Annotated in this window: 35 protein-coding genes and 1 tRNA gene; 3 read left to right on the top strand and 33 right to left on the bottom strand. The window is 67.7% G+C overall.

Annotated elements, in window-relative coordinates; all coding sequences use genetic code 11:
* Window positions 1–37: 37 nt before the first annotated feature.
* From MFF24_RS15215 to MFF24_RS15165, 11 genes are all read right to left on the bottom strand, one after another.
* On the bottom strand, window positions 38–682 hold the full coding sequence (locus tag MFF24_RS15215) for a DedA family protein (RefSeq protein WP_108942221.1): 645 nt from the start codon (window positions 680–682) through the stop codon (window positions 38–40).
* Between the two features lie 82 nt (window positions 683–764).
* Window positions 765–971: a hypothetical protein gene (locus MFF24_RS15210; RefSeq protein ID WP_238225292.1), complete on the bottom strand. Its 207-nt coding sequence runs from the start codon at window positions 969–971 to the stop codon at window positions 765–767.
* Window positions 972–1,113: 142 nt separating this feature from the next.
* Window positions 1,114–2,574 carry a methyl-accepting chemotaxis protein gene (locus MFF24_RS15205; RefSeq protein ID WP_238225290.1) on the bottom strand — a complete coding sequence of 487 codons (1,461 nt, stop codon included), beginning with the start codon at window positions 2,572–2,574 and terminating at the stop codon, window positions 1,114–1,116.
* Between the two features lie 346 nt (window positions 2,575–2,920).
* A complete protein-coding gene (locus MFF24_RS15200) occupies window positions 2,921–3,793 on the bottom strand; it encodes an MBL fold metallo-hydrolase (protein ID WP_238225289.1) in 873 nt (290 codons plus the stop codon).
* A gap of 94 nt (window positions 3,794–3,887) precedes the next feature.
* Entirely contained in the window at window positions 3,888–7,097 is a 3,210-nt protein-coding gene (locus MFF24_RS15195; protein WP_238225288.1) for an efflux RND transporter permease subunit, read from the bottom strand.
* A gap of 152 nt (window positions 7,098–7,249) precedes the next feature.
* On the bottom strand, window positions 7,250–8,395 hold the full coding sequence (locus MFF24_RS15190) for an efflux RND transporter periplasmic adaptor subunit (protein ID WP_238225287.1): 1,146 nt from the start codon (window positions 8,393–8,395) through the stop codon (window positions 7,250–7,252).
* Window positions 8,396–8,514: 119 nt separating this feature from the next.
* Window positions 8,515–8,838 carry a rhodanese-like domain-containing protein gene (locus MFF24_RS15185; protein ID WP_166060958.1) on the bottom strand — a complete coding sequence of 108 codons (324 nt, stop codon included), beginning with the start codon at window positions 8,836–8,838 and terminating at the stop codon, window positions 8,515–8,517.
* Between the two features lie 74 nt (window positions 8,839–8,912).
* A complete protein-coding gene (locus MFF24_RS15180) occupies window positions 8,913–10,262 on the bottom strand; it encodes a glycosyltransferase family 4 protein (protein WP_238225286.1) in 1,350 nt (449 codons plus the stop codon).
* 163 nt (window positions 10,263–10,425) lie between these two features.
* A complete protein-coding gene (locus MFF24_RS15175) occupies window positions 10,426–11,031 on the bottom strand; it encodes a hypothetical protein (RefSeq protein WP_238225285.1) in 606 nt (201 codons plus the stop codon).
* A 113-nt stretch (window positions 11,032–11,144) separates the two neighbouring features.
* Window positions 11,145–11,780: an acyl-homoserine-lactone synthase gene (locus MFF24_RS15170; protein ID WP_108942235.1), complete on the bottom strand. Its 636-nt coding sequence runs from the start codon at window positions 11,778–11,780 to the stop codon at window positions 11,145–11,147.
* Between the two features lie 515 nt (window positions 11,781–12,295).
* Window positions 12,296–13,054 carry a helix-turn-helix transcriptional regulator gene (locus tag MFF24_RS15165; RefSeq protein WP_238225284.1) on the bottom strand — a complete coding sequence of 253 codons (759 nt, stop codon included), beginning with the start codon at window positions 13,052–13,054 and terminating at the stop codon, window positions 12,296–12,298.
* A 289-nt stretch (window positions 13,055–13,343) separates the two neighbouring features.
* On the opposite strand from MFF24_RS15165, the gene MFF24_RS15160 reads away from it, so the two are divergent.
* Window positions 13,344–13,420: transfer RNA gene (locus MFF24_RS15160), tRNA-Pro, on the top strand.
* A 26-nt stretch (window positions 13,421–13,446) separates the two neighbouring features.
* Here MFF24_RS15160 and MFF24_RS15155 read toward each other — a convergent pair.
* Genes MFF24_RS15155 through MFF24_RS15125 form a run of 7 tightly spaced genes read right to left on the bottom strand, consistent with a single transcriptional unit; the run spans window position 13,447 to window position 17,007 of the window.
* Complete coding sequence (locus MFF24_RS15155) at window positions 13,447–14,523, bottom strand: tyrosine-type recombinase/integrase (protein ID WP_238225283.1); 1,077 nt, start codon at window positions 14,521–14,523, stop codon at window positions 13,447–13,449.
* On the bottom strand, window positions 14,513–14,803 hold the full coding sequence (locus MFF24_RS15150; RefSeq protein WP_238225281.1) for a hypothetical protein: 291 nt from the start codon (window positions 14,801–14,803) through the stop codon (window positions 14,513–14,515). Before MFF24_RS15150 ends, MFF24_RS15155 begins: the two co-directional genes overlap by 11 nt.
* Window positions 14,796–15,305, bottom strand: a complete 510-nt coding sequence (locus MFF24_RS15145) for a phosphohydrolase (protein WP_238225279.1) — start codon at window positions 15,303–15,305, stop codon at window positions 14,796–14,798. The genes MFF24_RS15150 and MFF24_RS15145 overlap by 8 nt, the downstream gene beginning before the upstream one ends.
* A complete protein-coding gene (locus tag MFF24_RS15140) occupies window positions 15,298–15,504 on the bottom strand; it encodes a hypothetical protein (RefSeq protein ID WP_238225278.1) in 207 nt (68 codons plus the stop codon). The genes MFF24_RS15145 and MFF24_RS15140 overlap by 8 nt, the downstream gene beginning before the upstream one ends.
* Complete coding sequence (locus tag MFF24_RS15135) at window positions 15,501–15,710, bottom strand: hypothetical protein (protein WP_238225277.1); 210 nt, start codon at window positions 15,708–15,710, stop codon at window positions 15,501–15,503. The genes MFF24_RS15140 and MFF24_RS15135 overlap by 4 nt, the downstream gene beginning before the upstream one ends.
* Window positions 15,707–16,063, bottom strand: coding sequence for a hypothetical protein (locus MFF24_RS15130; protein ID WP_238225276.1), 357 nt, complete (start codon window positions 16,061–16,063; stop codon window positions 15,707–15,709). Before MFF24_RS15130 ends, MFF24_RS15135 begins: the two co-directional genes overlap by 4 nt.
* A complete protein-coding gene (locus MFF24_RS15125) occupies window positions 16,060–17,007 on the bottom strand; it encodes a DUF5131 family protein (RefSeq protein ID WP_238225275.1) in 948 nt (315 codons plus the stop codon). The genes MFF24_RS15130 and MFF24_RS15125 overlap by 4 nt, the downstream gene beginning before the upstream one ends.
* Before the next feature lie 85 nt (window positions 17,008–17,092).
* Here MFF24_RS15125 and MFF24_RS15120 point away from each other — a divergent pair, with 85 nt between their 5' ends.
* Entirely contained in the window at window positions 17,093–17,332 is a 240-nt protein-coding gene (locus MFF24_RS15120) for a hypothetical protein (protein WP_238225274.1), read from the top strand.
* A gap of 5 nt (window positions 17,333–17,337) precedes the next feature.
* Here MFF24_RS15120 and MFF24_RS15115 read toward each other — a convergent pair whose 3' ends face one another.
* The gene (locus MFF24_RS15115) at window positions 17,338–18,018 is read right to left on the bottom strand and encodes a hypothetical protein (protein ID WP_238225273.1); all 681 of its coding nucleotides are present in this window, start codon (window positions 18,016–18,018) and stop codon (window positions 17,338–17,340) included.
* 85 nt (window positions 18,019–18,103) lie between these two features.
* Between MFF24_RS15115 and MFF24_RS15110 the strand changes: the two genes are divergently transcribed.
* Window positions 18,104–18,889, top strand: a complete 786-nt coding sequence (locus tag MFF24_RS15110; RefSeq protein WP_238225272.1) for a hypothetical protein — start codon at window positions 18,104–18,106, stop codon at window positions 18,887–18,889.
* 95 nt (window positions 18,890–18,984) lie between these two features.
* Here the strand turns inward: MFF24_RS15110 and MFF24_RS15105 are convergent, their stop codons facing one another.
* The 14 genes from MFF24_RS15105 to MFF24_RS15045 form a co-directional block, all read right to left on the bottom strand.
* Window positions 18,985–19,233 (bottom strand): hypothetical protein, encoded by a 249-nt coding sequence (locus MFF24_RS15105; protein WP_238225271.1) that lies wholly within the window; start codon window positions 19,231–19,233, stop codon window positions 18,985–18,987.
* A 199-nt stretch (window positions 19,234–19,432) separates the two neighbouring features.
* Window positions 19,433–19,780 (bottom strand): hypothetical protein, encoded by a 348-nt coding sequence (locus tag MFF24_RS15100; RefSeq protein WP_238225269.1) that lies wholly within the window; start codon window positions 19,778–19,780, stop codon window positions 19,433–19,435.
* Complete coding sequence (locus tag MFF24_RS15095) at window positions 19,774–20,151, bottom strand: hypothetical protein (RefSeq protein WP_238225267.1); 378 nt, start codon at window positions 20,149–20,151, stop codon at window positions 19,774–19,776. Before MFF24_RS15095 ends, MFF24_RS15100 begins: the two co-directional genes overlap by 7 nt.
* Before the next feature lie 112 nt (window positions 20,152–20,263).
* Window positions 20,264–20,623, bottom strand: a complete 360-nt coding sequence (locus MFF24_RS15090) for a helix-turn-helix domain-containing protein (RefSeq protein ID WP_238225266.1) — start codon at window positions 20,621–20,623, stop codon at window positions 20,264–20,266.
* Between the two features lies 1 nt (window position 20,624).
* Complete coding sequence (locus tag MFF24_RS15085) at window positions 20,625–21,608, bottom strand: DEAD/DEAH box helicase family protein (protein WP_238225265.1); 984 nt, start codon at window positions 21,606–21,608, stop codon at window positions 20,625–20,627.
* Window positions 21,605–22,576 (bottom strand): PD-(D/E)XK nuclease family protein, encoded by a 972-nt coding sequence (locus MFF24_RS15080; RefSeq protein WP_238225264.1) that lies wholly within the window; start codon window positions 22,574–22,576, stop codon window positions 21,605–21,607. Before MFF24_RS15080 ends, MFF24_RS15085 begins: the two co-directional genes overlap by 4 nt.
* 5 nt (window positions 22,577–22,581) lie before the next feature.
* Complete coding sequence (locus tag MFF24_RS15075) at window positions 22,582–23,895, bottom strand: AAA family ATPase (protein ID WP_238225263.1); 1,314 nt, start codon at window positions 23,893–23,895, stop codon at window positions 22,582–22,584.
* Window positions 23,896–23,901: 6 nt separating this feature from the next.
* Entirely contained in the window at window positions 23,902–24,261 is a 360-nt protein-coding gene (locus tag MFF24_RS15070) for a hypothetical protein (protein ID WP_238225262.1), read from the bottom strand.
* The gene (locus tag MFF24_RS15065) at window positions 24,254–24,454 is read right to left on the bottom strand and encodes a hypothetical protein (protein WP_238225260.1); all 201 of its coding nucleotides are present in this window, start codon (window positions 24,452–24,454) and stop codon (window positions 24,254–24,256) included. The genes MFF24_RS15070 and MFF24_RS15065 overlap by 8 nt, the downstream gene beginning before the upstream one ends.
* The gene (locus tag MFF24_RS28850) at window positions 24,447–24,581 is read right to left on the bottom strand and encodes a hypothetical protein (protein ID WP_283214511.1); all 135 of its coding nucleotides are present in this window, start codon (window positions 24,579–24,581) and stop codon (window positions 24,447–24,449) included. Before MFF24_RS28850 ends, MFF24_RS15065 begins: the two co-directional genes overlap by 8 nt.
* Window positions 24,578–24,850, bottom strand: coding sequence for a hypothetical protein (locus tag MFF24_RS15060; RefSeq protein WP_238225258.1), 273 nt, complete (start codon window positions 24,848–24,850; stop codon window positions 24,578–24,580). The genes MFF24_RS28850 and MFF24_RS15060 overlap by 4 nt, the downstream gene beginning before the upstream one ends.
* Complete coding sequence (locus MFF24_RS15055; RefSeq protein ID WP_238225256.1) at window positions 24,850–24,996, bottom strand: hypothetical protein; 147 nt, start codon at window positions 24,994–24,996, stop codon at window positions 24,850–24,852. The genes MFF24_RS15060 and MFF24_RS15055 overlap by 1 nt, the downstream gene beginning before the upstream one ends.
* Window positions 24,993–25,202 (bottom strand): hypothetical protein, encoded by a 210-nt coding sequence (locus tag MFF24_RS15050; RefSeq protein ID WP_238225254.1) that lies wholly within the window; start codon window positions 25,200–25,202, stop codon window positions 24,993–24,995. The genes MFF24_RS15055 and MFF24_RS15050 overlap by 4 nt, the downstream gene beginning before the upstream one ends.
* A 548-nt stretch (window positions 25,203–25,750) precedes the next feature.
* Window positions 25,751–26,338 (bottom strand): S24 family peptidase, encoded by a 588-nt coding sequence (locus MFF24_RS15045; RefSeq protein WP_238225253.1) that lies wholly within the window; start codon window positions 26,336–26,338, stop codon window positions 25,751–25,753.
* Window positions 26,339–26,424: the final 86 nt, after the last annotated feature.

Below are 26,424 nucleotides of genomic sequence, written 5' to 3'. Positions count from 1 at the left end.
CTCTCGCGGCTGACGTCATGGGTGCCGTTGGAAAAAATCAGTCCGCCAGCGGGCCGGGGATCGCCGCTTCCGCCTTGACCAGCAGCCGCTCCTCGTGCCGCTTCATGAACAGCCAGAGTGCCACCCCGCCAAAGACGACGAAGGCCAGTAGCGCGAGGCCGACCGGGCCGACGATGTGCTCGATCGAGCGGCCGCAGGCATAGGCGCCGAAACCCATGATGCCGGCCCAGGCGAGGCCGCCGAGTCCGTTGAACAGCATGAAGCGGCGGGCATCGAGGCGGTTCACCCCGGCCAGCACCGCCGCATAGGCGCGCAGCATCGCCGTGAAGCGACCGAAGAACACGATCTTTCCGCCATGCTCGCGGAACAGGTACTGGCCGAGCTTCAGTCGTCCGTGGTCAAGGGCGATGAGGTGGCCGTAGCGCAAGAGCAGCGGCATGCCCCAACGGCGTCCGACCCAATAGCCGACATTGTCGCCGAGGATCGCCGCCGCGGCCGCGGCTGCAACGATGAGGACGACGTTCAGGCTGCCGGTGCTGCCGGCATAGACCGCCGAGGAAATCAGGATGGTTTCGCCCGGCATCGGCACGCCCGCGCTCTCCAGCGCGACGACGACGAAGACGGCGAGATAGCCGTAATGGGCGATGAGATCGGCGATCGGCAGTCCCTGGAGGAAGGACATGGGATGAAATGGCTCCGCGGAACGTGTCGCGGCGCAGTCTGTCCATGAACGTGGCCGCAACAGGGCGGCCCTGCCCTCCCCGTCAGGCCGTCGGCCCTGCCTTGACCACGGGAGCGGCTGGGGCCGGACCGGGCGCCGGATCCTCTCCAAGTGCCGCTGGCCGGAGAGACGCGAAGGTGTCGTCCTCCGGCAGCGGCAGAAGCCGGGCGAGGCCTTCCGACACGCCGAACAGGATCGGGTTGGTCGAGAGGCCGGAGACCGGCGGAAGAAGGCGCGTGCTGTCGATCATGACGCGTGACGGGTTCGGATCGCCCGGAGGGCTGAAGTGGTTATAAGCCTCCTGATGCCCACCGGTTGCATGACGCCGTCGCTTCTCGTGACCTTCGGCACATCGGCCTCACGCCCGATCGGCCCGATCCCCCGTCCCGTCCTCAGCTCGCCTTGAGGAACTTCTCGACGCTGGCGCCGAGCCCGGCGGAATGCGTCGAGAGATCCTCTGCAATGGCGCGGACCGCGCTGACATGACTGCCGGTGGCATCCGCCGCCGAGGAGACGCCGACGATGTTGCCGGACATCTCGTGCGTCGAGGCCGCCTGCTCCTCGACCGCACTCGCCATGGCGAGCGTCAGCCCCGAGAGATCCGTCACCGCCGCGGTGATCGTGCCGATGGCCTCGACCGCCTCGCTGGTGGCGTTCTGGATCGCGGCGATCTGCCCGGAGATCTCGCCGGTCGCCCGGGCCGTCTGCTCGGCCAGCGCCTTCACCTCGGCGGCCACCACGGCAAAGCCGCGGCCGGCCGCTCCCGCGCGGGCCGCCTCGATGGTGGCGTTGAGCGCGAGCAGATTGGTCTGGTCGGCGATCGAACGGATCATCCCGACCACCGCATCGACCTTGCGCGCGTTCTCGGCGAGCTGGCGCACGGTGGCGTCCGTCGTCTCGGCCTGCGCCGCGATCCTCTGGGCGCGCTCGGAGACGCTGCCGACCTGCCCCGAGATTTCTTGAATCGAGGCCGTCATCTGGGCCGAGCCGGCGGCAACGGAGGCGGCGCGCTGCCGGGCATCCTCGGCCGAGCGCGACAATTCCTCCGCCGAGTGCCCCATCCGCTCCACCGCCGACCGCACCGCCTCGACGACCTGCGAGACATCGGCCGACATCTGAACCTGAGCCGTGATCACCGACCACGTCACCATCGGACCGACATACTCGCCCTCCGGCCCGTTGATCGCCGAGACACGCAGATCGAGGGTTTCGGGGCCGACCTTGATCTTGGCGCGGTGCGGCAGGCGGCGGCTGTCGGCCAGCATCGCCCGCTGATGGTGCGGGTTCTTATGGAACACGTCGAAGGAGCGCCCCAGCATCTCCGAAACCTTGATCGGCAGGTGCTCCTCGATCGTGGAGAGCGTCGTCACCGAGGTCCGGTTCAGATAGTTGATCTTGAACTCGTCTTTCGGATCCGCGGTCATGACGGCGACGGGCATGCCGTCGATCATCGTCAGGAGCCGGCTGGTCTCGTTCTTCTTGGCGGTGATGTCGGTCGCGAACTTCACCACGCGCTCCGGCGCACCGTCGGCCCCGAGCACCGGGTTGTAGGTCGCCTCCAGCCAGATCTTGCGTCCGGATTTGCCGAGGCGGAGGAACTCGCCCGATGCGTATTGCCCGGCGCGTAGCGTGTCCCAGAAGGCGCGGTATTCGGCGCTCTCGGCATAGGCGGCTTCGACGAAGAGGCGGTGATGCTTCCCCCTGATCTCATCGAGCCCGTAGCCGACGGCGGCCAGGAAGTTCTGGTTGGCATCCACGATGGTGCCGTCCATCGCAAACTCAATGGTAGCGAGCGATCGATCCAGAGCATCGAGCTTCGCCTGTGCCTCACTATATTTTGATTTGCCAAACATGAACAGCCCCCATGACAAACCTGTTCCGCATTATCTGAAATATGCAGAATAGTATTTGCCAGAACGTGGCGACGAATCATTGGCTGGATTGCCAATTATTTGACTTCGTGCCTGCAGCAAATGTTCGGTTTGGCGGTAAATTTATGATTAACACCAAGCCTGTGCATGGCAACAATTCTGCATTGTTGCTCTGCGATCGGTTCGAGTTGTGGGAAATAGCCAGGCTTCCGATGTAACATTTGCTAATTACAGATCGCGCCGCGCTGGGTCAGGGTGTGCCCACGATCGAAGGCGATGTCGGGCCATCGCCTTCGTACTCGTGTGAAGCGGAGGTCGCCGTGGCGGTTCAGCGGTCGCGGCCAAGATCCGTCAACGGCACCGGCGCGGCATGGGGCCGGCTGCCGAGCATGGCGTCGATCAGGGCCAAAACCTCCGCCCGGCCGACATTGGCCGCCGGCTCGAACGGGGTCCAGGTCTGTGTGAAGTCGAGGCGCTCGAACACGTCGCGGTAGAGGCGCAGCTCACTCACCGTCAGCGGCACGCCGCGCACGAAGGCCTTGTGCGCCGAGATCGTCAGGGCCTTGCGGACGTCGCCCGGATCGAGCTCGAACTTGAGGGCATCGCCGCAGAAGCAGATTTTCCGCTTACGGTCGAACAGCACGGCATGGCCGTCAAAATGGCCGGCGGTGCGGTGCAGTTCGAGGCCGGGCAGCGGCTCAAGGAAGTCGTCGTAGGGCCAGGACACTTGGAGCGCCGCGCTCCAGGTGAAGTCGGCCGCCGGCAGGCAGAGTTCCGGGTCGAAGCGATCCTGGAGCTGCACAAGCGCTCCGTAAGAGTGCGGGTGGGAGGCCGAGAGCACCTGCATGCCGCCGAGCCGCTCGATCTGGTCGAGGGCCGCCTCGCTGAAGACGGGGCAGCCCTCGAAGCCCATATTCCCGTTCTCGGTCCGGATCAGGTAGGCGCTCGGGCCGATGCCGGAGACCGGCTCGTTCCAGAAGCGCCAGACGCCGGGCTCCAACTCCTCCCAGTGGCAGGGAAAGGCCTCCTGCGCCTCGCGCGCGGTGCGGAAGCGCCAGCCGTCCTGCGGCACGACGTGGCGGGCGTCGAGGCACATCGGGCAATGCGGCGGCGGCGCGAAATGGCGCTGCCAGAAACCGCAATTGTCGCAGGTGTAGGCGGGCAGCTTCAGGGCGCCCGCGAAGGGCAGATAACCGGGCACGGGCAAACCTGCTTCAGAGAAAACGAGAACGGCCGGAAGCTAGTGCTCCCGGCCGCATTCTCATCCCCTGCCGTGCGTCCCTCAGCGAGTTGCCTCAGCCGTGGGCCGGGACTCCGTGCGGTTCGCCGCGTGTATCCTTCCCGTGCGGATCCTTGCCGCGCTTGCGGCCGATCCAGATCACCGCCTTGCGGATCACCACGTAGAAGACCGGCGTCAGGAACAGGCCGAAGAAGGTCGCGCCGATCATTCCGAAGAACACCGCGGTGCCGAGCGCTTGGCGCATTTCGGCGCCGGGGCCCGTGGCGATGACAAGCGGCAGCACGCCGAGGATGAAGGCGAAGGCCGTCATCAGGATCGGGCGCAGTCGCAGGCGGCAGGCCTGGACGGCGGCATCCACCGGCCCCTTGTGCTCGCTCTTCTCGATGTCGTGGGCGAATTCCACGATCAGGATCGCGTTCTTGGCAGCCAGTCCGATCAGCACGATCAGGCCGATCTGGGTCAGGATGTTGTTGTCCTGCCCCCTCAACTGCACCCCGAACAGGGCGGCGAGCACGCCTGTCGGCACCACCAGCAGGATCGCCAGCGGCAAGGCCCAGGATTCGTACTGCGCGGCGAGCACGAGGAATACGAGGAGCACGCCCAGCGCGAAGACGTAGATCGCCGTGCCGCCCGCCGCCTTCTGCTGGTAGGCGATCTCGGTCCAGTCGTAGGAATAGCCCTCGGGCAGGGCCCGCTTGGCGATCTCCTCCATGGTGTCGAGCGCCTGGCCGGTCGAGACGCCCGGCTGCGCCACGCCCTGCAGCGGCACCGAGTAGTACAGGTTGAACCGCTGCACGATCTGCGGGCCGGCGATGTCGCGGATCGAGGCCAGCGTGCCCATCGGCACCAGGGCGCCGGTGGAGGAGCGGACCTTGAGCTGCTCGATGTCGCGCCGCGACATGCGGTAGACCGCGTCGCCCTGCACACGCACCTGATAGATGCGGCCCAGCGTGTTGAAGTCGTTGACGTAGGCACCGCCGAGCGCCGTCTGTACCGTCGAGAAGACGTTGGCGAGCGGCACGTTGAGCATGCGCGCGATGGTGCGGTCGATGTCGAGGTAGAGCTGCGGCGTGTCGTTGCCGAAGGTCGTGAAGACCCGCGTCACGTCCTTGCTCTGGTTGGCTTGGCCGATCACCTCGCCGGCCGCCGCGAGCAGCGGGCCGATCTCCGAGGACTGGCGGCTCTCGATCTGCATCTTGAAGCCGCCGCCCTGGCCGAGGCCACGCACCGGTGGCGGCGGGATGACGATGATGCGCGCCTCCTGGATGCCCGCCGTCGCCTTCAGCACGTCACCGGTGATGACGGCCGCGCTCCGGCCCTGCGCGGCCCGTTCCTTGGCGCCCTTGAGGGTGAGGAACATCACCGCCGCGTTGGTGGTGTTGGTGAAGGTCGCGCCATCGAAGCCCGCGATGATGACGGTGTTGGTGATGCCGTCGACGCCGCGGGCGATCGCTGCGGCCCGGTTCACCGCGTCGGTGGTGCGGTCGAGCGAGGAGCCCGCGGGCAACTGCACGACACCGATCAGGTAGCCCTGATCCTGGTCCGGGATGAAGCCCGTGGGCGTCGTGTGGGCAAGATGCAGCGTGCCCGCGATCACGCCGGCATAGAGGATCAGCATGGCGATCACGCCGATGACCGTCCCCGTCAGGACGCGGATCGAGTGGCCGTAGACGTTCGACAGCCAGTCGAAGCTGCGGTTGAACAGGTGCGCCAGCCAGTTGACGAAGCGCGCCAGGAAGAACTTCGGCGGCTTGTGCTCGTGATGCGGCTTCAGGAGCAGTTTGCAGAGAGCCGGCGAGAGCGTCAGCGAGTTGAAGGCCGAGATGATGGTCGAGGCCGCGATGGTGAGCGCGAACTGCTTGTAGAACTGGCCCGAGATGCCGGGGATGAAGGCGGTCGGGATGAACACCGCCGCGAGGACGAGGGCGATGGCGATGACGGCGCCGCCCACCTCGTCCATGGTCTTGTGGGCCGCCTCGCCGGCCGAGAGCCCCTCGGCCATGTTGCGCTCAACGTTCTCCACCACGACGATGGCATCGTCGACGACGATGCCGATGGCGAGCACGAGACCGAACAGGGTCAGGTTGTTGAGCGAGAAGCCGAGCGCCGACATCACCGCGAAGGTGCCGACGAGCGAGACAGGAATCGCGATCACCGGGATCAGCGCTGTGCGCCAGCTCTGGAGGAAGACCAGAACCACGATCACGACGAGGAGGACCGCCTCGAACAGGGTCTTGTAGACCTCGTGGATCGATTCCTCGATGAACTCCGTCGGATTGTAGGCGATGCGGTACTCGACGTCCGGCGGGAAGCGCTTCTTCAGCTCCTCCATCGTCTTCTTGACCGAGTCCGCGGCCTCGAGCGCGTTGGTGCCCGGCCGCTGGAAGGCGCCGATGCCGACCGCGGGCGTGTCGTTGAGGAAGGAGTTCGTGGTGTAGTCCTTCTGGCCCATCTCGACGCGGGCGATGTCGCGCACGCGCACGAGGCGCCCGTCGCTCGCCTTGACGATGACGTCGGCGAACTCTTCCGGCGTCTGGAAGCGCCCCTGCGACTGCACCACAAGCTGGAAGGCGGCGCCCGGCGCGGCGGGCGGGCCGTTGAGCTGGCCGGCGGCGACCTGCACGTTCTGCTCCTGCAGCGCGCTCGTCACGTCGGTGGTGGTCAGGCCGTAGGCGGCCATCTTCTGCGGATCGATCCAGATCCGCTCGGCGTACTCGTTGCCGCCGAAGATCGAGATGTCGCCGACGCCGTCGAGGCGCAGCAGCTCGTCGCGGATGTTGAGATAGATGTAGTTGGCCAGATAGTTCTGGTCGTAGGTGCGATTGGGCGAGAGCAGGTGCACGACCAGCATCAGGTCGGGCGAGGCCTTGCGCACGATGACGCCGAGGTTGCGCACATCCGGCGGCAGGCGCGGCTGCGCCACCGAGAGCCGGTTCTGCACCAGCACGTTGGCGATATCGAGGTTGGTGCCGACCTTGAAGGTCACGGTCAGCAGCATCGCGCCGTCGTTGGTCGACAACGACGTCATGTAGAGCATGTTGTCGACGCCGTTGATCTCCTGCTCCAGCGGCGTCGCGATCGTGGCGGCCACGGTCTCGGCGTTGGCGCCGGGGAAGCTTGCGCGCACGGTCACGGTCGGCGGCACGATCTCGGGATATTGCGAGACCGGCAGCTTCTCGTAGGCGACGAAGCCGACGATCAGGAAGATGATCGACGTGACCGAGGCAAAGATCGGCCGGTCGACGAAGAAATGGGCGAAACGCATCGTTCAAACCTCTCGCCGGCCGGTGCGCGCGCTGGCGCGATCCGTGCGGCTTGCCGTCTGCGTCCAGGCCGGCGCCGCCCGGTCGGTCCGGGAGCGTCGGCGCTCGAATCTTGCTCGTCCGCTTTCCGCCTCGCCCCCGCGACGGCGCGGTATCACTTCTTCGTCGGGGGCAGCTCGACCGTCTCGGGCTTCACCTGCGCGCCCGGGCGGACCTTGGCGACGCCGTTGATGACCACGAACTCGTCGCCCTTCAGGCCGTCGCGGACCACGCGGTAGCCATCGACGATCGGTCCGAGCTTGATCGTCCGCGCTGCGACCTTGTCGCCCTCGCCGAGGACATAGACGATACGCTTGTCCTGGTTGGCCGAGACCGCCTCGTCGGGGATCAGGATGCCCTGGAACGGCTTGGTGGCCGGCATCGAGACGATGCCGAACAGGCCCGGCTTGATGAACCCGTCCGGGTTCTCGACGGTGGCGCGCAGCAGCATCGTGCCGGTCTGGTAATCGACCCGGTTGTCGACGAAGTCGAGCGTGCCCTTGCGGGTCGGCTTCTCCTCGCCGGACAGGGCGATCTGGACGGGCGCGCCCTTGCCGCGCTGCATCTGGCCCATGCCGATCCCGAGCGAGCCCTGGTACTTCAGAAACGAACGCTCATCGACGTTGAAGCCGAAATAGATCGGATCGAGCGAGACGATCCGGGCCAGGATCGTCTGGTCGGTGCTGACGATGTTGCCTTCGGTGACGAGGCGCTGGCTGATTCGCCCGTTGATCGGCGACTTCACTTCCGTGAAGTCGTAGTTGAGCTGGGCGTTGCGAAGCGCGGCCTCCGCGCTGTCGACGTCGGCCTGGGCAGTCTGCGAGGCCTGACGGCGCTGGTCGGTGACCTGCTCGGAGATGTTGCCGCCGCGCGAGAGAACCTGGGCGCGCTCCAAGTCGGTCTGAGTGAAGGAGAGCCGCGCCTTGGCCGAGGTGAGTGCGGCCTGGGCCTGCTCCAGAGCCGCCTTGTAGGGCCGGCGGTCGATGATGAAGAGCACCTCGCCCTTCTTCACGTTGGCGCCGTCCTGGAACATGATCTTGTCGAGGTATCCCGTCACCCGGGCGCGGACCTCGACGAATTCGATCGGGTCGAAGCGGCCGGTATACTGGTCCTGCTCGACGATCTCGCGCACCACCGGCTTGGCGACGGTCACGCCGGGGGGCGGCGCGCCCGGCATCTGTGCGCCGGCCGGCCCGGCCGCCAGCAGCACGGAGGCGATCAGCGGTGTGGCGAGAAGAAGAGGCCTGAGGCTGCGCATCATTCGGTTCCCTGCATGGCGCGGCCTAGTCCCGGCAACCTAGTATGGGGCGTGCGCCCGCGCACATGGCGGCCCTCAAAGAGAGGAACGGTCAGACGCTCTGCAGCGCAGACATGCCTGATCTACGCCTCCACCGGCTCACCTGCGGCGTACCAATCCTTGAAAGCGCCCGCGTAATGCTCGCTGACGTCGATCCCGGATTGCTGCGCCGCGGCGATCGCGTGGACCGAGCGGACCCCAGAGGCGCAGGAGAAGACCGGCCGGCGCCCATCCGCCTCGATCAGCGCCTTCAGCGCCGCGGGATCGAAGGTCGAGAGTGGGTGCGAGACCGAGCCGGGAATGCGCCCGCGGGCGAATTCGTGATCCTCGCGCACATCGATGAGCAGCAGCGAGCCGTCCGCCAAGCCCTGCTTGACCGTCTCGCGGTCGAGGTCGACCACTTTCATCGCAACCGATCTTTCCGAGAGAGGGGCCGCCGAAAAAGGGCGGATCGAAATGCGTCGGGATGTCCGGGGATGTCTTAAGTCCTCTCGCCCGCGCCGCGCAACATCGGCGAGGCCGCGGCCGGCAGGCCGGCGAGCGCCGCATCGACGCGCTCGAAATGCCCGGCCCAGCGCGGCGGTTCGTAGCCCGCGAGGCGTCCGACAAGCTCCGTCCTGAGCCCGGAGGCCGGCTCGCTCAGAGCCTCGATGGCCCGCGTCCAGCCCGGGCCGTCGAGCGGATCGAGGAGGTGGGCGAATCGGCCGCCGATCTCGCGGTGGACCGGGATGTCGGAGGCCACGACCGGAAGGCCGCTCGCCGCCGCCTCGACTACCGGCAGGCCGTAGCCCTCGATGAAGGAGGGCATCAGCAGGGCGGTGGCGCCGCGCATCAGGGCCGCCAGGCCCTGAGTCGAGAGGCCGACCACCTCGCTGACGTGAGGGCGAATCACCACGCAGCGGTCGAGCATGTCGGCGACGTTCTCGATCTCCCAGCCGCGCCGCCCGACCAGGACCAGCCGCGGCGTCGCCGGACCGAGGCGCCCGGCGAGGTCGCGCCAGAGGTTGAGCAGCAGGAGGTGATTCTTGCGCGGCTCGATCGTGCCGCAGACGAGGAAGGTCGGCCGGGCGAGCCCCGGCAGCTCCGCCGCGCCCGCGCCGTCCGAGAAGACGGGCTCGACGCCGAGGGGCGCCACGGTCACCGGCTTGGCGCCGAGGCCTCGGCGGCGGGCGTAGTCCGTGAAGCGGGCGCCGACATCGCCCGAATTGACGAGCACGTGCGCGGCGTGGCGCGCGACAGTTTCCATTCGCGCCGCGTGGCGCTCCGCCTCCCCCGGCCGGCCGTATTCCGGATGCGAGATCGGGATCAGGTCGTGGACGAAGAAGACCGGCCGCACGTCGCGCCTTGTGTAGAGCCAGTCGAAGCGCTCCGGCCGGTCGAGCCGCAGATGTGAGGTGTGCACGTAGATCGTGCCCTCGGGCAGGCGCTCGGTGCCGCCGGAGCGCAGCACTCGAAGGGCGGTCTCGGCCTGGAGGCGGCGCCGGTCGAGCCCCCCTTCCCGCCGGCGCCGGTTCCCTCTCCGCGGCAGGCGGTCCTCGGCGGTGGGGGCGAGGGCGAGCGAGGCCGCGAGGCTCTGGAAGACCGGATCAGCCCCGGCCGTGACATCCTCGGTCCAGCCCTCCGCGACCGCCTCGACGATGCCGCGGGCGGTGTTCCGGTCGAGCACGCGCGGACCCAGTGCCGTCGAGACGAGCCCGAAGCGCGTCGCCTCCGTGCCTCCGGACAGGATGTGCCGCGCATAGGCGAGGTCGACCCGGTCGATGCCGGTTGGGCTGGCGTGGCGGAGCCGGGTGATGAGACGGGTCAGGTCGATGGCGAGACAGTCTTGCATGGGCCGCTGCATAGACCGGAACCCGTCACCCTGGCGACCGGCGCCGAGCGCCGATCGCTCGTCTTAAGCCCCTGGCGTCATCCCGAAAGAGGGCTCTGGGTGGAGGACGATGCGACGCAGGAAGCCGGAACACCGTGCCGGATCCGAGATCCGGCGCCGTGCTTCAGTTCGCCGGAGGCTCGGTCGTGTCGCTGTGGCTCGCGATCTCGCGGGCGACCTCCAGCAGGAGGACATCCACGAGTTGGCGCAGCCGGGGCCTGCCGCTCGCATCAATCGCCCGGCGCGCCGCGATGAGGAGTTCGGCCGCCTCGTCGATGGCCTCCGCCGCAGCCGCACGTTCCAACTCGCGCAAGCTCCGCATCTCGGCGCCGGGATCGGCAAGCTCGACCAGGGTCCCCTCCCCGCGAACCGGTTGTTGCCGTGCATCGCGATGGATCCGGCCGCGGCACAGAACCTGGCGCGCGGCACCGAACGAGGACGCGACCCACAGGTCGATGGCGACGTCGTCTTCCTGCTCGGCAGCCCGGCCGACCTCGCCGAGGAAGCGGGCGGCCTCCGAGGCCTCGAGACCGGCCGTCGCCTGCTCGCTGCGCAGGGGACGTGCGGCGAGACGGGCATCGCCCGCCATCCGTTCGGCGGCTTCCGAATCGAGGAGGAAGCAGCCGGTCGCCGGGTTCCATTCCCAGGTTCCGACGATCTCGGATTTCGCCAGCGATCCGACGATCCCCGGTGCCGTTGCGCGTCGGGCGTCACTGCGTCTGCGTTTCACGATACTACTCCCCGCGCGTGATGCGTCAGGCTGAAGGTGTGCGTCCGGCGCCGCGGTCGAGCGGCGGTGCCGATGTCGGGCGACGGAGGCCGGGGACTCCGTCGTTGCGTTCGTCAGGAGGCGAGGCGGGCGACGCTGGTGCGCGGCGGAGCCAGGACGGAGCGGATGTCGCCGCGCTTGTTCTGGAGCTGGCGCAGCGATCGGCGGTCGAAGGCCGCCTCGACCGCGACGATCTCCTCGCCCTCGATCTCGTGCGGCAGGCCGAGGGGGATGGCGCGCAGGTGCAGTTGGAGCAGGCGCAGGATCCAACTTGTCGGCATCTCGGAGACGAAGCTGGTGATCCCCCGCGGCAGCCCCCACTCGACGATGGCCGTCATCAGGGCCAGCGCCGTCGGATTGAGCCGCCGGCCCGAGGTCCGCGCACTCTCGGCCACGCAGATGCGGCCCCATTCGACGATGTGTGCGCCCGACGGCGCCGTTCCCTCGCAGAGCTGCGGCAGCACCATCGGAAGCAGATAAGGCCGCGTCGTCGGCAGCAGGCGCGAATAGCCGATGACGGTCTCGCTCTCGTCGAGGGCGAGCAGGTGAATGGCGTGCTCGTCGTCGAACTCGTCGATCTCGCGCCGGTCGGGCCGGGCGAGGTTGGACCAGCCCAGCTCCTCGACGAAGACCCGGTGCCTCAGATGGAAGGCCTGATCCAGGGCACCGGCATAGTCCTGCATGTTCTCAGCGGTCACGACATGGATCATCGGAACACCTCTTCAGAAACCTGAGGTGTTCGTCCCAAATTCAGTCGAGCGGCGGCACTACGGGAATCCGTAGGTTTTCGTTCGATGAGGCGGCCGCGACTCGGGAAAGGGATGTGATCGTGAGCGCTTCTACCAAAGGTATATGAATTGCGCTACCGAAGTCTCTATCTTGGATTGTATGTCGAAAACAATACAGAAGACGCCGATCGAGAGAAAAATTTGGCTCAGGCCGATCGGCCCTCGATCCGCGCAGCCGCGAGCGCGGGCGGACGATGTCTCCGGACCATCCGACCAGTCCGGGTATCGCATCGGGGGCGATGCGCCAGACATTCAATTTTGCATTGTCTTTTCCGAAACTGCGCGATCGCCTGACCGGCCGAGGCACCCTGCCCACTGTGGCGCGCGGCGCTGCAATCGTGCCGCGTCCCGGCTCCGCGATGCGTGTCTCGGGCGCGGCGAGCGCACGCGCGCTCCGATCAGGCGTCCGCCCGCGTCCGCGATGCGGACAGGCCCGATCAGACGATCAGGCCGCGCCGGAATCCCTCGGCCACCGCCTGGGTGCGCGAGATACAGCCGAGTTTCATTCGGGCGGAGCGCAGATGGAAATCGACGCCGTGCCGGGAGATGCCCATCAACTCGCCGATCTCCCAATCGGTCTTGCCCTCGGCGACCCATTGCAGGCTCTCGCGCTCGCGCGGGGTCAGTCCCATCCGGCGCTCGCTGGGGCCGTTGTCGATGAGCAGCGTCTGCCCGACCACGTAGGAGGCGAGCAGGGTCAGCATTCCGCGTTGCCCCGGGCTGATCTCGAGTTGCCGGCCGGCGAAGGTCAGTCCGCCGCGCTCCTCCTCGAGCGTGGCGAGCGGCACGGTGAAGCCGTCTCCGAGGCCGAACTCGCTCGCCTCGTTCATCACCTGCCGCGAGCGGGGATCGAGCACGCCGGCCGGCTCGATCTCCGACCAACGGAAACCGGTCGTGCTGGTTAGCGTCGTCTGCACGATCGGATCCGTATACATGTAGCCTTTCGAGAAGTAGAGCCGGTTCCACTCGTCGGATGTATTTTCCAATATGAGGTAATTCTTTTGCGTCCGCGCCGGTAGACGTTTGAGCGGTATCATCGCCGAGATAACGTATTCGATCCCCAGCGCGTTGAGCCGCGGCATGATCGCTCGCAGGATATCCTCACGCGAATGTGCTCGGTCGAGCGACTTGAGGATTTCCAACGTCAGGTCGAGTGATTTTCTAGACATGGCCGCGCAAAACGATCGCTCTCCCATCACGATAAGTCGCTCGGCCGCTCTTGAGAAGGGAGGCCGAAAATTTCACTCAGGTTGCCTCACTGAGATCCTCACGAGGGGCTCGACACAGAAAATACGCTGCAACGCCTTGTCTGCTGTCATGCTTGATGCAGTGCGGTGAAACAATGCGCCCGCTCAAATTTCAGGAAAAGGGGCACCTTCGTGCACATCATCCGCCCGGCGAGGCGCACGGGGGCATCCGTGGCGATCGGTAGGGGTTGCGCTGCCGGAAGCGGACCGCTATGAGCCGCGAGCCCCGCAAGGGCATCGGAGTGTAGCGCAGCCCGGTAGCGCACCTGTCTGGGGGACAGGGGGTCGTCGGTTCAAGTCCGGCCACTCCGACCATTACTTACCAACGACTTAGGGCAGCCTCAGCCCTTCGCCCCGCCGCCGTTTTGCAGAGCGTTTTGCAAGTTTCTGTTCCGGCGGTGTTCGTCGAGCTTTGCGATCGCCGATTCGGCCAGGGTCCGGGTCCGGGCGAGATACCGGTCCAAAATCTTCTGAGCGTGCGCCTGCGAGTGACCCGTGATGGTCGCGATTTCCGGCACCGTGCAGCCCGCTTCCGCCAGCATCGTCACCGCCGTTCCGCGCAGGTCGTGGAAGTGGAGGTCCTCGGCGATCTTCGACGCCGCGAACGACTCGCTCCATAGCTCGTGGAAGCGTCGCTTGCGCCAAGCTGCGCCGCGGGGCGCGACCAGTATCGTGGTGGCGCGGCGCGGCGCGGCGTCGAGCGCCGCCTTCAAGGCGCGCGTCGCCGGCACGTAGACGAGGCGACGGCTCTTGCTCTGGCTGCGCACGGTCACCGCCGTGCCGTCCCAAGCCGACCATGGCAGCGTCAGGAGATCGACCTGCCGCTGTCCGGTGTGGAGGGCCAGCATCATCGCCAGCCTGATCTCGGGCGAGGCGACCGCCTCGAACGCGGCGACGTGCTCCGGCATCCAAATCATTTCGGCGCGGTCTGAGCGGTAGGCGCGCTCGAAGTTTGCGACCGGGTTATGCCGGATGTGCCCGCGATCGACGCCCCACGCGAAGACACGCGCCAGCCGCCCGAGCTTCGCGTCGGCAGCCTTCGGGTGCTTCTCGGCCAGCGTGTCGTGCCACTTCAGGAAGGCGGGCCGGCTCCGCGGGTTCTCGACGATGGTCAGCAGCGTCGAGCCCCATCGCTCCTCGCATGCCTTCAGGTCGTAGGCGGCGCTCTCCCGCGTCTTGGCGGCGAGTTCGGTCCAGGCCCGCGATTCCCTGTACTGCCAGATCAGCCACTCAACGGTGCCCTCGCTGCGCGCCAGGGCTGTGCTGCGGACGGCGTCCTGAAACGAACGGATGAACTCGGGCGTGCCCGGCTCGCCGACGAGCTTCGTGCCGGTGGCGCGGTGGTAGTGGTAGACCTTCTCCGTCCCATCCGCGAGCTTCGCGCGGACGGTGTTGATGCCCCGCAGCCTAACTCGCATTCTCGGCCAGCCATTCGTCGATGGACGTGGTCGCATCAGAGATCAGGCCCGAGCGGCGATCAAGCGCGCGGTCGATCGCCCGCCGGTCCCATCGGTGGGTGCCGCTGATCGGCCCCGGCACGATGCCCTTGCGCACCCAGCCGTCGAACGCCTCGACCGTCTCGCAGCCGCAGTACTCGGCCGCCTGGGCGCGTGTCAGGCATCGGGGCGCGATGTTGGCCGGAAGCCTCGCCGATCCGCCCTTGCCCCCGGTGCCGCCCGTGGTGCTGGCGCTACGCATCTCCGCCTCGCGCGGTAGGGGTTGAAGGGGTCAGGGCGAGCGCCGCGCGCAGCATCTCCGCCGACCGGCGGTAGCGCAGTTCGTGCTCGGGTGAGGCGGCCGTAAAGCTGCGCGACGGGTCGAGGTTGTCCTCGTTGTCGCTGAGCTTCACGATCATCGCGAGTCGGTCGCCGCTGGCGATGATGCCCGCAACGCATTCGAGGTAGGGCTTGCCCGCAGGCCGGGTGAGCAGTTGAACAGCCTGCACGACGGCTGGGTCGAAACCGGCGTCGAGGAGGTCGTCGCCGGTGGTGCCGGTGTCCTCGATCGTGTCGTGCAGCCATCCGACCTGCTGGCACCATTCGGCGTGCTGGATCGGCAGCCCCATCGCCTCGGCGTGCGCGCGGGCGCGAGCTGCGACCCGGCCAAGATGCCCGGTGTACGGTGCGCCGCCCTTGTCGACTTGGCCCGCGTGGACGCGGCGGGCGAATGCCTCGGCGGCGAGCGTTGGCCAATCAGCCATGTGCGCCTCCATCCTTGGAAGGGGCCGGCAGCTGCAGTGGGGCGTTCAGCATCTCGCGCAGGACGACGACCTTAGCGCCGTGGCGGAGCACGGTGGACGAGGCGAACTCCGCGTCGCGCGACAGCACTTCGTGGTCGCGGCCGGTGTTTGGGTCCCGGAGCCGCTCGCGCAGGGGGACGGGATCGTGTTCCGTGCTCATCGGGCAGCCTTCTTGGGGGTGGGGATCTTGGCGCCAGCGGCGTACTTCGCCCGCTGGATCGCCCGGTTCTGGATGCCTGCTCGGATCACCTGCAGGCGCTGCCAATCGGCTTTGGCCTTGTCGGCTGCGGCGACTTCGGCGGCCTCGTCCTCGGTGAGGAAGGCGCGCCAGTCCCATTTCCGGGGGCGCGGGGTCCAAGCGCTCATGCCGCACCTGCCGTGCTCGTCGCCTCGGTCGGCCGCACGCCGTGCTCGGCCAGCGCCTCGAGGTCGGGGATCATCTCGGCGACGATTTCGGCCCGGCTGTAGGTCCAGCCCGGCAGGCAGGCGTGCGAGTACCGGCCGCCGCGACCGTTCACGCGCATGAAGCCGGGCAGGTTCGCCCACATCGTCCACCACTCGCCGCGGCGCGGGCGGGCGAGGTCGATATGCACGACGGATTCGGCACCTCTCGTGGTCGGATCGGCGATCGCCGCGCGGAGGGCGCGGGCAGCCTCACCGGCGACGCGGCGCTCCTCGTCGGTCGGCGGCGGAAGAGGCTTCGGGGCGCGGGCGCTCATATCCGCACCTCCGGCATGCCGTTGTGCTCGACCCCATCGAGGAGGCGGCCGGCGGATTTCTTGCCGACGCGGGAGACGAACGCGGCTCCGGCTTCAGGGTAGAGTTCCTCACGCCGCGCCGGCCCGTCCGAGTGCGCCCGCTGGGCCCGCCATCCGTTCGGGAAGGCTCGCGGGTTGTCGGGGTCGTCGCCGATCCACTCGCCGTTCTGCTTGTGCAGGTACGGCACGCCGGCCGATGCGCAGGCGTCGCGGATGTCTCGGAACCACTGCGGGTGCGTTGACCGCGCCGCGTGCCGGCCCTGGTCTGTCTCGCCGCCCGTGATGACCCAATCGATGCGCTCGATGTCGGATGCCTTCAGGGCGTCGCGCACGATTACGAAGTCGTCCGCCTTGCCGTAGATGATCCGGGTGAAGTCGATCGGACCCAGCAGCGGCTCGGCCGAGACGAAGGACAGGACCGGGCGCAGGTCGCGTGCCGCGTCCAGCAGGTGCCGCACATTGATGTTGGCCCGCTTCTGATCCTCGCATGTGGTGCCGAGCGCGACGTTCTCGGGCAGTCCGCCGGCAGCCTCGCACATGGCGACGATGTTCTGCGGCCGCTTAGTCAGCAGCAGCCAGAGCAGGTGCGGCGTCGCCCGGATCAGGTCGAACCACTCTCGGCGCAACGTCGGGTCGGCCCGATTGTCGAAGGGGTCGCACAAGCTCGGGAAGACGCGGAGCATGCGCCCGGCGGCCCTCGCCTCACGGTCCCACGCCAGTGGCTTGCGCCAATAGACGGCGCTGGTTCGCGAGCGCTCGCCGTGCGGCCCCCACTCGACCCGGCCCATGCGGGTGTCCATCAGGTGCTCGGCATAACAGCCGTCACACGCCGGGCTGACCTTCGTGCAGCCGATCCAGGGTGACCACGTGTGGTCGGTCCATTCGATGGTGCTGTGCTCAGCCACGTGCGCCTCCGGTTGAACAGCAGGAGAGTGGGCTTGCGTTCGGACGCGCCGTCTTTATGAAAACGCCCCCTGATTGAGGTGTCCCATGCCCCGCGAAACCAAGACCAAGTCTGAAATCGAAGCTCTGATCTTGGAGCAGGTGAAGTCGATGCCGAATGGGGAACACGTCGAAGACGTGACGTTGGAATTCGGCGACCGGAAGAGCGAGCTTCCTCTGATTGGCCTTGGCTACGTGATCAATAACGGCAGCATGGCCGACATCATGAGTCGGGCGATCTCGCTCGGAGAGCAGTACTGCCGTGAGTACGATGTGACGGTCGAATGATTGCCTCACGCGACGAGCTCCATCTGTTCGGGCCGCGACTCCCACGCGCCGGGCGTCTGCATGGCGTCCCAGCGGTCGGCCATCCCCCGCGGCGTGTTCTGCGGGCGGCTGTGGTTCTGGGCGATGTCGGTGCTGTCGACGGAGGCGAACGGCCATTCCCGGCCGGCGCACTGCATGCCGCGCAGCATGTGGATCCAGGGCAGAAGGCGGTGCTCGCGGGCGAGCGCGTTCCAGCACTCGTCCATGCGGCGCCGCCACGGGTCGGACAGCACGACCCGGAACTCGGCCGTCGAGCCGATGCAGACGCGCGGCCATTCCTGGCAGAGGCGCAGCAGGCGGTGCAGCGGCTCGTCCATATGCCAGACCGGCGCGCCGCGATGCCCGAACGGCCATTCCCGCACGAGGGCGTCCTGCAGCTGCGACCCACCGTCGATCACGTCGGGAATCACCGCCCACGTGGTCGGGTAGCCGAGCCAGCGCTCGCACCACGCATAGAAGGCGGGCCAGTCGGTGTCGGCGCCGCGCTTCCACTTCGAGAAGGCGCCGTTGTCGAGCATCACGCTCTGGCCGATCTCGTGGACGCGGGCGACCTGCTCGGGCCGGGCGTGGCTGACGCAGAAGTGCCGGCCGGCGAGCTGGTAGAGCGTGGCGATCGGCGTAATGGGAGTACCGTGGTAGTGGATCACGCCCTCACTCCCCGACCTGTTGGAGAGTGTGGGCGGCGGCGCTCAACAGTTGCGCTCGGATGCGACTCGCCCGAGATATCAGCGCATGAATTGGCGCTTCTCCGCTTTCCTTCTCTTGATGCTCGCGCTCCTGCTCGGATTTACCTGGGGGACGTCGCAGACGGGACTCTGTAGCTCCGAGTATGTGCTTGCGGTTCTGAAAGAAAGGACCAAAGACGGAGCGCTCAACTGCTTCGAGTTTTGGTTCAATCGATATCAGACTTTGGTTGCTGCTGCGCTCGCATTTGCGACGGCCGCAGTTGCTGTGCGCCCTGCTGTTGCACAACTCGCCGAGATGCGTAAGCAGTCTATCCAAAAGTCTTTCGATACTCTGCGCGTTAGAGGTGAGGAAATAGAAGGAACAAAGGAGTTTTTTTGGCAGATACAGGGAAGGGTGTACCACGCATACGGAGAAATGCGGTCGATTATTCAATTCACAGAAGATGGCAACATCAGTGAGCGCAAATTCAATGCCTTCGATCAGGCCGTAACGGCGCTCACCGATGCATCCGATAATTTGCCATCGAGTATCGGCCCCGCATGGGGTGATGCGCAAACCCGCGAAGTCCGAAGGGAATTGCTCCGAAAACTCAACAATTTCGCCTTCGATTCTTCTGCGGCAAGAACTCAAGTAAGAGCGGTCATGCGTAGCGGCCGGATGGCCTACCCTATTGAAGAAAAACGTCAGGATCTCCAACCTAGCTTCGACAAGCTCAAACAAGGGCTGGATGAAATCCGCTCGATCGGATCTCAATTTTATCAGGCCATCGAAAAAGAAGAGAGCCGCGTGAACACGCTCTTGGCTTCTTTGGAGCCCCACGTTCTCACCTAAGCCGCACGCTGCAACCGCGAGCGTCGTCGATTGGACGCCGGCACCAAGCGAGAGGACGCGCAGGCGCGGTGCGGGCGTGGAGGCGGGCGAACCCATCAGGCGGCTTTCCTCGGGCGATAGGTCTGGGCGTGCTTCGTGACGTCGGCGTAGGAGGCGCCCTGGAGCGCCCGCCACGCGTGGCGGCACCATTCAAGATTGAGGCGCTCGACCGCTGCCTCGGCGAGCGGCAGGCGCAGTTCGTGCGCGAGGAAGGACGCGACGCGCTCCTCGGCGATGGTCCGGCCGTTCGGGCAGTGGCGCAGGGCCTCGCCGATCAGTCGCTCGACTTGGCGCTCGCGCAGCATGGCGCGGGCGTTGCGGGTCTCGGCGCCGGCCGGGAGCCCGACCGCCGAACCGTCGGCCGCGCACGGCGACCACGACTCGGGGCAGACCGTGCAGGCCCAGACCTGGGCGTCGAGCAGGTCCGGCTCGCGGGCGCCGGCCTCGCGACCGGTGATCCGCTCGCACTCGGTGCCGCAATCGGGCAGTAGATGCCGAGGGCGCTCATGCGGCTGCCCCCGCGCGAGTGGGGGCGCCGGTCAGCTTCGCAACGATGCGGGCGAGGAAGCCGGCGCGGGACGGTTGCGGGACGAAGCGACGAGTCGGCGCCGCTCGACCGCTGCTCTCGTCGGCAACGAAACGGGCGACCAGTGCCGCGAACCGTGCGCCCTCCGCGATGGAGGCAGCGTGCTCGTCCATCTCGGCGATAGCCTCGGCGGTGTGCTCGAACCCCTCGGGCAGCTTGAGGCGCGCCGCCTGCCGGCGACATTGATCCTGATGGAGCGCTGCGGCCTGCAGGCGCGCCGCGAGGTCGGCCGGGTCGATACCGGCGAGATCGGGGAGGCTCAGCATGCGCGGGTCTCCTGCGCTGCCTTAGCTCTCTCGCGCTGCTGGCGAGCCCGGGTGAGAATTGGACCCACGCTGTTCACAGCCAGTCCGAAACGGACGGCGAGTTGAGCGCGAGGCACACCGCCTTCGGCTGCGGCCAGGAGACGGGCATACCCGTCGGCGCCAAGCCCCTTCGTTCCAGGGCGGCAACGAATGGCGATATCGCTGACGTGATCGTGGACGCAGTGGATCGAACGGCCGACCTGCGCGCCGATCTCCTCCAAGGCCATTCCCTGCTCGCGCAGCCGGCGCATGGTCTCCCGCTCGCGATTGGTCACGGGGACGCCGGCCTTGCTGATGTGCCGGATGTCGATGTCCGAGACGTGCTGGAACACGACAGCATTGCTGCGACCGACACGGACCGCGATTTCTCGCAGAGACCGCCCCTCCGCCCTAAGACGGCGCATGGTTGCGCGAAGCGGAGCATCGACGGGAAGCCGAGCCATGTCAGGCACCCTCCTGCGCGAGCACGGGAGCCGGCACGCGGCGGCGCCAGAGGGCGCGCATCCAGGCCGGCAGGCTGTGGTAGAGCGCGAGCCACGCGGCTTCGTCGGCGGGCAGGGGCTCGGCGATCGGTGCGGGGGCGACCGGCGCACCGAGCACCAGAGGGTCGAGCCCAAGCGCCTCGCCGAGCTTCTGGCGGCGGGCCGGCGGCACGCTGCTGCGCCCGCGCTCGTAATCCTGGAGGGAGCGGAGCGGGATGCCGGTGGCGACCGCCACCTCGCTCTGGCGGAGACCGCGGCGGCGGCGCGCGTCGTTGAGCGCGCGGCCGATGAGGAGGTCGTCGACGAGGGAGGGGCGGGCCATGTCAGGCTGCCTCCCCGCGCTCGTCGTCGAGGCCATAGCCGCCCGCGTCGCGTTGGTCGGCGGCGTCGGCGATGGCGGCGAGCTCGTCGCCGATTTCGTCTAGGGCCGTGCGCGCCCGGTCCGGCAGGTCGGCCCGCCATGCATGGTAGGCGAACGAGCCTTCCTCAGCCTTCGCGCGGGCGTCGGTGAAGAGCGCGTCCTTGCCCCGCCGGGGCTTTTCCCCCTGCGGCGCCGGGCGGGCTGGCTGCTCACCGCGCGCCCACGCCGCCAGCGCCGCGCCGTGCTCCTCGCTGATCCGGTCCCCGTTCCGGAAGATGCCCTCGTGTGCGCCCTCCATCTTGTAGGAGCGCGGGTCCGAGAGATCGACGTAGCCCTTTCGCTCGGTCTCTAGGCGGAACGAGACCGTCACCTCGTAGGGGAATTGCGAGTTGCAGACCGACTTGAAGATCTTGGTCGGCTTCTCGCCGGCCTCGCCGGGCTTCACGCTCTCCTCGCCGCGGATCGAGAAGATGATCGGGATGCGCCGCTGGAGGAGCGAGTAGACCATCGCCTTGTGCGCGGTCTTCGGCTTGATCCAGGAGGCCATCTTCATGCGCTCCTGCTTGCGGAAGTCGTCGCCGGCCATCCGCTGAAGCTCCTGGCCCTGCCAATCGAGCACGCCGCCCAGCCCGACCCACTCCATCGAGAAGCTATCGATCACGAGGGCGTCGTAGCCGGCTTGCTCGGCGGCAAGCGCGGCCTGCGCGAACCGCTCGGGGCGGAACGGCGGGTCCATCACGTTCGCGTCGAAGGCGAACGCCTCCTTCAGGTGCAGCGTGCGACCGCCCTCGGTGTCGAGGACGGCGACCTTGCCGCCGGGGCCGGCGATGCCGCGCGCGAGGCGCAGCGCCGAGAAGGTCTTCCCCGAGTTGGTCCCCCCCGTGAGCGAGACGAAGAGGCCGGCCCGTTCCGTGAACGAGGCGGCGGGCGCGAAGGTGAAGCTCACGCGGCATTCTCCATGTCGAGGGGGCGCCACGGGCTCTTGTCGAGGGACCAGTCGACGTCCGCGACGGAGGGGTCCAGTTCCTCGCGCTCGGCCCACTTACGGGCGGCCCACTCGGGGTATTCGGCGCGGATGATCTGGGCGGGGTAGCTCGGCCAGGTGCCGCGGCGCAGGCCTGCGTTCCAGCGGTGAAGCGCGAGGGCGACCTTGCGCTCGCCGACGTGCATGCCCGCACCGTCGGCCTCGGCCACGGTAGCGGCGTGCGGCGGGTCGTTCTCGATGAAGACCCACCGGAAGAGGATGCGGCCTTGCAGCTTCGGCAGCAGCAGCCCGAGGACGTGGACGTAGAAGGCGGCCTGCACCTCCATCGCCATGCCCTCGATGCGGCGGCCAAGGCCCTGCGGCGCGGCGGCCTGCTCACCAGTCTTCACGTCCCAGATGATCGCGCCCTGGTCGGTGATCTCGACCTTGTCCATCATGATCCGGAGCCACGCGCCGGACCGGTCGCGAGCCACGGCGACGATCTCGGCATCCGCTGCGCGGAATCCCTCGCAGCCGGGGATCTTGGCGAGCCGGTCGAAGGCCCCGTTCGCGATGCCCTCGGCCTTGTCGAGATCGGGACGCAGGATCGGGCAGTCGCCAGCGGCGTAGGCGGCGGCGCGCTCGGCTCGCGCATCCTTCGACGTCCAGGCCTCGGCCTCGACCACGACGAGATCGCGGCCTTGGTCGAGCAGGAGCTTGTGCGCGGCGGTGCCGATCTCCTTCGGCCGCGTCGGGTCGGATTCCTCCTGCGGACCGCTCAGCCGAGGATGCGCGTGAAAGGCGTGCTCGGGGCTGCGGTCGATGAGGAGCTTCGCGATCGACGACGACAGCGACGGCTCAGGTGCCGGATCTGCGTGGTAGACCTCGGCCGGCATCCGGTAGAGGCCGGGGGCAGAGACCCGACCTGCGGTGTGTTCGATAATCCGCATCGCCGTCACTCCGCAGCCTGAGAGGCGACGGCCATGGCGCCGCGCACCTGCCCGTCCTCGATGACGACAGCGGTGGAGCGCCCGGACTGCACCACCTCGACCCAGACCTGGCAGTCGGCGGCGTTTGCCATCTCGGCGAGGATCGCCATCGCCTCCTCGTCGAGGAGCGAGCCGTCCTGCACGCGGATCACCCGCAGCTTCGGATTGGCCGCGATCGCGATGGCGACAGATGTGCGGAGCTGCTCGGCCGACGACGCCTGATCGAACGGCACCCCGTTCAGCAGGATCTCTTCGTCACCGAAGGCGATGCCGGGCACCGGAAGGTCGGCCTTCTCGATGGCTTCGCGCTTCTGAGCCGCGCGCTCGTCCATAGCCTTGGTGAGCGCAGCGGAAGCCTCCTCGGCCTCGCGGGCCTTTGCCTCGATCTCGGTGCGCTGCTCGCGAAGTCCGACGGCGTGGTTCTGGCTGCGGGCCTCGTCGATCCGGAGGCGCAGGGCAGAGGTATCGATCGGCTGCGGCAGTTTCTCTGCGCCGTCGAGCCTACTCTGCAGGTCGTTCGCGACGCCGTCCTCGACATTGGCGCGAGCCTCTGCCGCCTCGGCCTGCTTGCGCAGGTCCGCAGCGATCCCGCGTTCGCGCTCGGCATCCCGGCGCTTCGTGGCGATGTCTTGGGCGGCCTGCTCGCGCCGCATCTTGCGTCGCTCAAGGTCGGCGTTGTGCTCGCCGGCCCGCTCCATCTCCTCGACGAGGGCGGACTCGTCGATCCGCTCGGCCGGAGCATCGGCCGGCACGACGATGACCGCCGCCTGCGCCCGGAGCGTCTTTGCCTGCCGGTTTACCTCGGTTCGCTTGTCGAAATCGGCCTTGTTGGCCTTCTCCATCGCGGCGAAGTCCACGCCGGGGACGAAGCGCTTCAGCGCCTCAAGCTGCCGGCGTCCGTCCATGCGGCTGAAGGCCAGAGGATCAAAGGACAACTCGCCGAGCAGGCTGTCGAGCATCCGTTGCGGCGAGGGGAAGCGGGCACCTTCCTGGCTTTCGACCACGATGGAGGTCGTGAAGGTCTCGTCCTCACGCTTCTTGAAGGTGCGGATCACCTTCAGGTCGCCGAGGTCGAGGCGGATGCGCGCCTCGGTCTCGCCTTTCCGGATCGGGACGGCCTGGATGTGCGACGTTCCGGAGAGCGCCCACCAGATCGCGTCGAGGACCGAGCTTTTACCCTGTCCGTTCCGGCCGCTGATCTCGACGAGGTTTCCGTCCGGCCGGATCGCGACGGCCTTCAGCCGCTTCACGTTCTCGGCGGCCAGTTCGATGATCTTCATGGGCTCTTACTCCGCTGCGTCGGCGCGAGGGTTGCGCCGGGCGGCGCGCGCCACGGCGATCAGGTGCTCGGGGTCAAAGGGGTTCTCGGCTGCCCGGATCACGTCGGCGGTGAGTGGGCGCAGGACCGGGAGCGGGCCGGCCTCGTGGTCGGGCGTGCCGGTGGCGATGTTCACCGCGCTGACGATGGCGAGCGCGCGGGCGCGGTCGTCGGACTGGCTGCCGGCCGGCAGGACGATGAAGAACGTGTGCCCGTCGGCGTCGCGGATCTCGCGGCCGAGAAGTCCGCCGACGCGCAGCGGGAGCCGGACGCCGAGGGACAGGAACAGGTCGGCGAATGCCTGCTGCTCGGGGATGCGATCAGCCACGAGCGGCCTCCGGCGTGAAGGTGCGCTCCGTGCCGTCGCCGGAAGCGGCGAGCAGCTCGCGGGCGAGGAGGCGGGCGCCGTCGCGGGCCATGTCGAACTCGGCGGCGCGCTCGCCGTCGGGGCCAATCGCGACGAGGCGCGGGCCATCGGCAGTGCGCTCGACGGTGAGGCTGTACGGGGTGCGATCAGCCACGGCCGCGGCCCTCCCCGCGCGAGGAACGGGCGCGCCGGTCGGCGCCGGCCATGTGCGCGGCAATGCCGATGAGGATCAGCGGCAGGGCGAGCACGGCGACCCAGACGAAGTTCGAGAGCGCGCTCATGCTGCCTCGCGGGAATCGGTGGTGAGGGAGGGATCGGCGTCGGTCGCCGCGGCGGGCACGGCACCGAGGATGCTGGCGAGCGCCTGGGCCTCGTGGGCGAGATCCACCGCCTCGTTGACATGGAAGCGGTCGGCGTTGCCGAGGGCCGCACCGGCACGGATGCGGGCGGCCTCATTCGCAGCGGCCTCAAGCAGGTTGCGCAGGGTGCGCAGCGCGTCGGCCGTCTCGCACCGGGCGCCGCAGGGATCGGGATGGGTCGGCGTCGCCATCACAGCCGCCCCGTGATCGCGAGGCGGACCAGCCGGCCCGCGTCGTAGACGAAGAAGGCGAGGCCGAGCACGGCGACGCCGGGACCGATGGCCACGACCGCAAGGGCCTGGAGCGCCGGGAGGCTTTCGAGGAACGCGACCATCACGCGGCCTCGGCGAAGTGCTGGGCCTCGAAGTCGGCGAGGGAGGCGATCTCCTCCTGGGCCGCCACGCGGTCGCGCTCGATCAGGTCGAGGATGTGGTTCTGCGCGTCGCCGCGGCTCTCGATGCCCTCAAGCTCGATGCCCGAGGCAGAGAAGACGGCGAAGGCGCCGTCGAGGCGGTCGATCCAGTAATCGGTGGGCTGGGGCACCGTGCGGCTCCATCGGCTCGTTGAGCGGCGATGGGCTAACTGTATTCCGGTCATTTTACCGGGTCAACCGTTTTCCGGTAGTTTGACCGGAAAAATCGGTCGCAGGCGGTTCCTCATCCGGTAGCCTGGCCGATCTTATCCACAGGACTGAGACCGGCAGGGAAAACGCGAAAATGGGACTCGACGCAGACCTAGGATTTAGCACAAAACGGGAACAGATTTTTAGGGAGGCGAGTTTTGTCCATAGAACACCCGACCGTCCGCGCTCGTTTCGCGCTTCGCTTCCGCTGTGCCAATTGCAGACAAGTAATGTGCCGGGAGTTGGTCTCGCCAAATCTTGCGGACGCGCCGGCAGATGTTGAGGAATTGCTAGAAAGCAATTTGCTCAATAGTCAGTTCTATCCATGCGAAATTTGCGACAATCCAGTCTCAACGCTCATTGGCGTGCGCCCTCTGGAAGAAGGCGAAACCTTTGGCACGGCCACAGAAGCGCCCCCTACGCCGGCGGCTGGGCTCCGGTCGAGGGGGCTGGGCGTGATGGGTGAGCTTCAGCGGCGGCGCGGCGGCGCCTTCGGCAGGGCGTAGGACGTGCGCCGTACCAAGGCGATCACCTCGACGCGTTCGCCGGTATCGGTGTCGGGATCGTCCGGCACCACGATCGGCTTCAGCGCCTTGTTCGTAGATCGCGGGTGAAACTCGGTTCGGCCTGGGTGGATCTCGACCTGCTTGGCCGACCACTCCAGCGTCCGGCCATCGTCGCGGGTCCGCTGCACGACGACGATCATGTCCTGGATCAGCGGAAGGCCGGTGTCGTCGAAATCGACACAGATCAGCTTGTCGCCGTCGAGAATGGGCCGCGGCTTCAGATCGTTGAGCGACTCGCCCTCTACGGTGAAGGCCACCTGGCGGGCGCTCGGAAACTCCGGGTCGGGCTCATCGAAGATGAACTCCTGATCGCCGTCGTCGTGCTCGATCACTTCGCGGAATACGCCGGCCGCAAGCTTCCCCACTACGGGTATCGAGGTCGGCCGGCGACCGTCGCTGACGGCGTCGAACATTGCGGGCGACTCGCCACCCTCCAACAGGTAACCGGCGGTGGTCTGGAGCACCGGAGCAAGGGCGGCGAGCGTCGTCATCGTGACGCCCTGACGGCCGCCATTCTTCACAGCCCTGCGCAGATTGCGGATTGCGTCGGGGGTGCCGGCAGCCCGCGACGCGGCAT

It is taken from the genome of Methylorubrum aminovorans, from assembly GCF_022179725.1.
GTDB classification, from domain to species: Bacteria; Pseudomonadota; Alphaproteobacteria; order Rhizobiales; family Beijerinckiaceae; genus Methylobacterium; species Methylobacterium aminovorans.
Note: the sequence above shows the minus strand (reverse complement) of the source record. Positions and strands in the feature narration are given on the sequence as shown.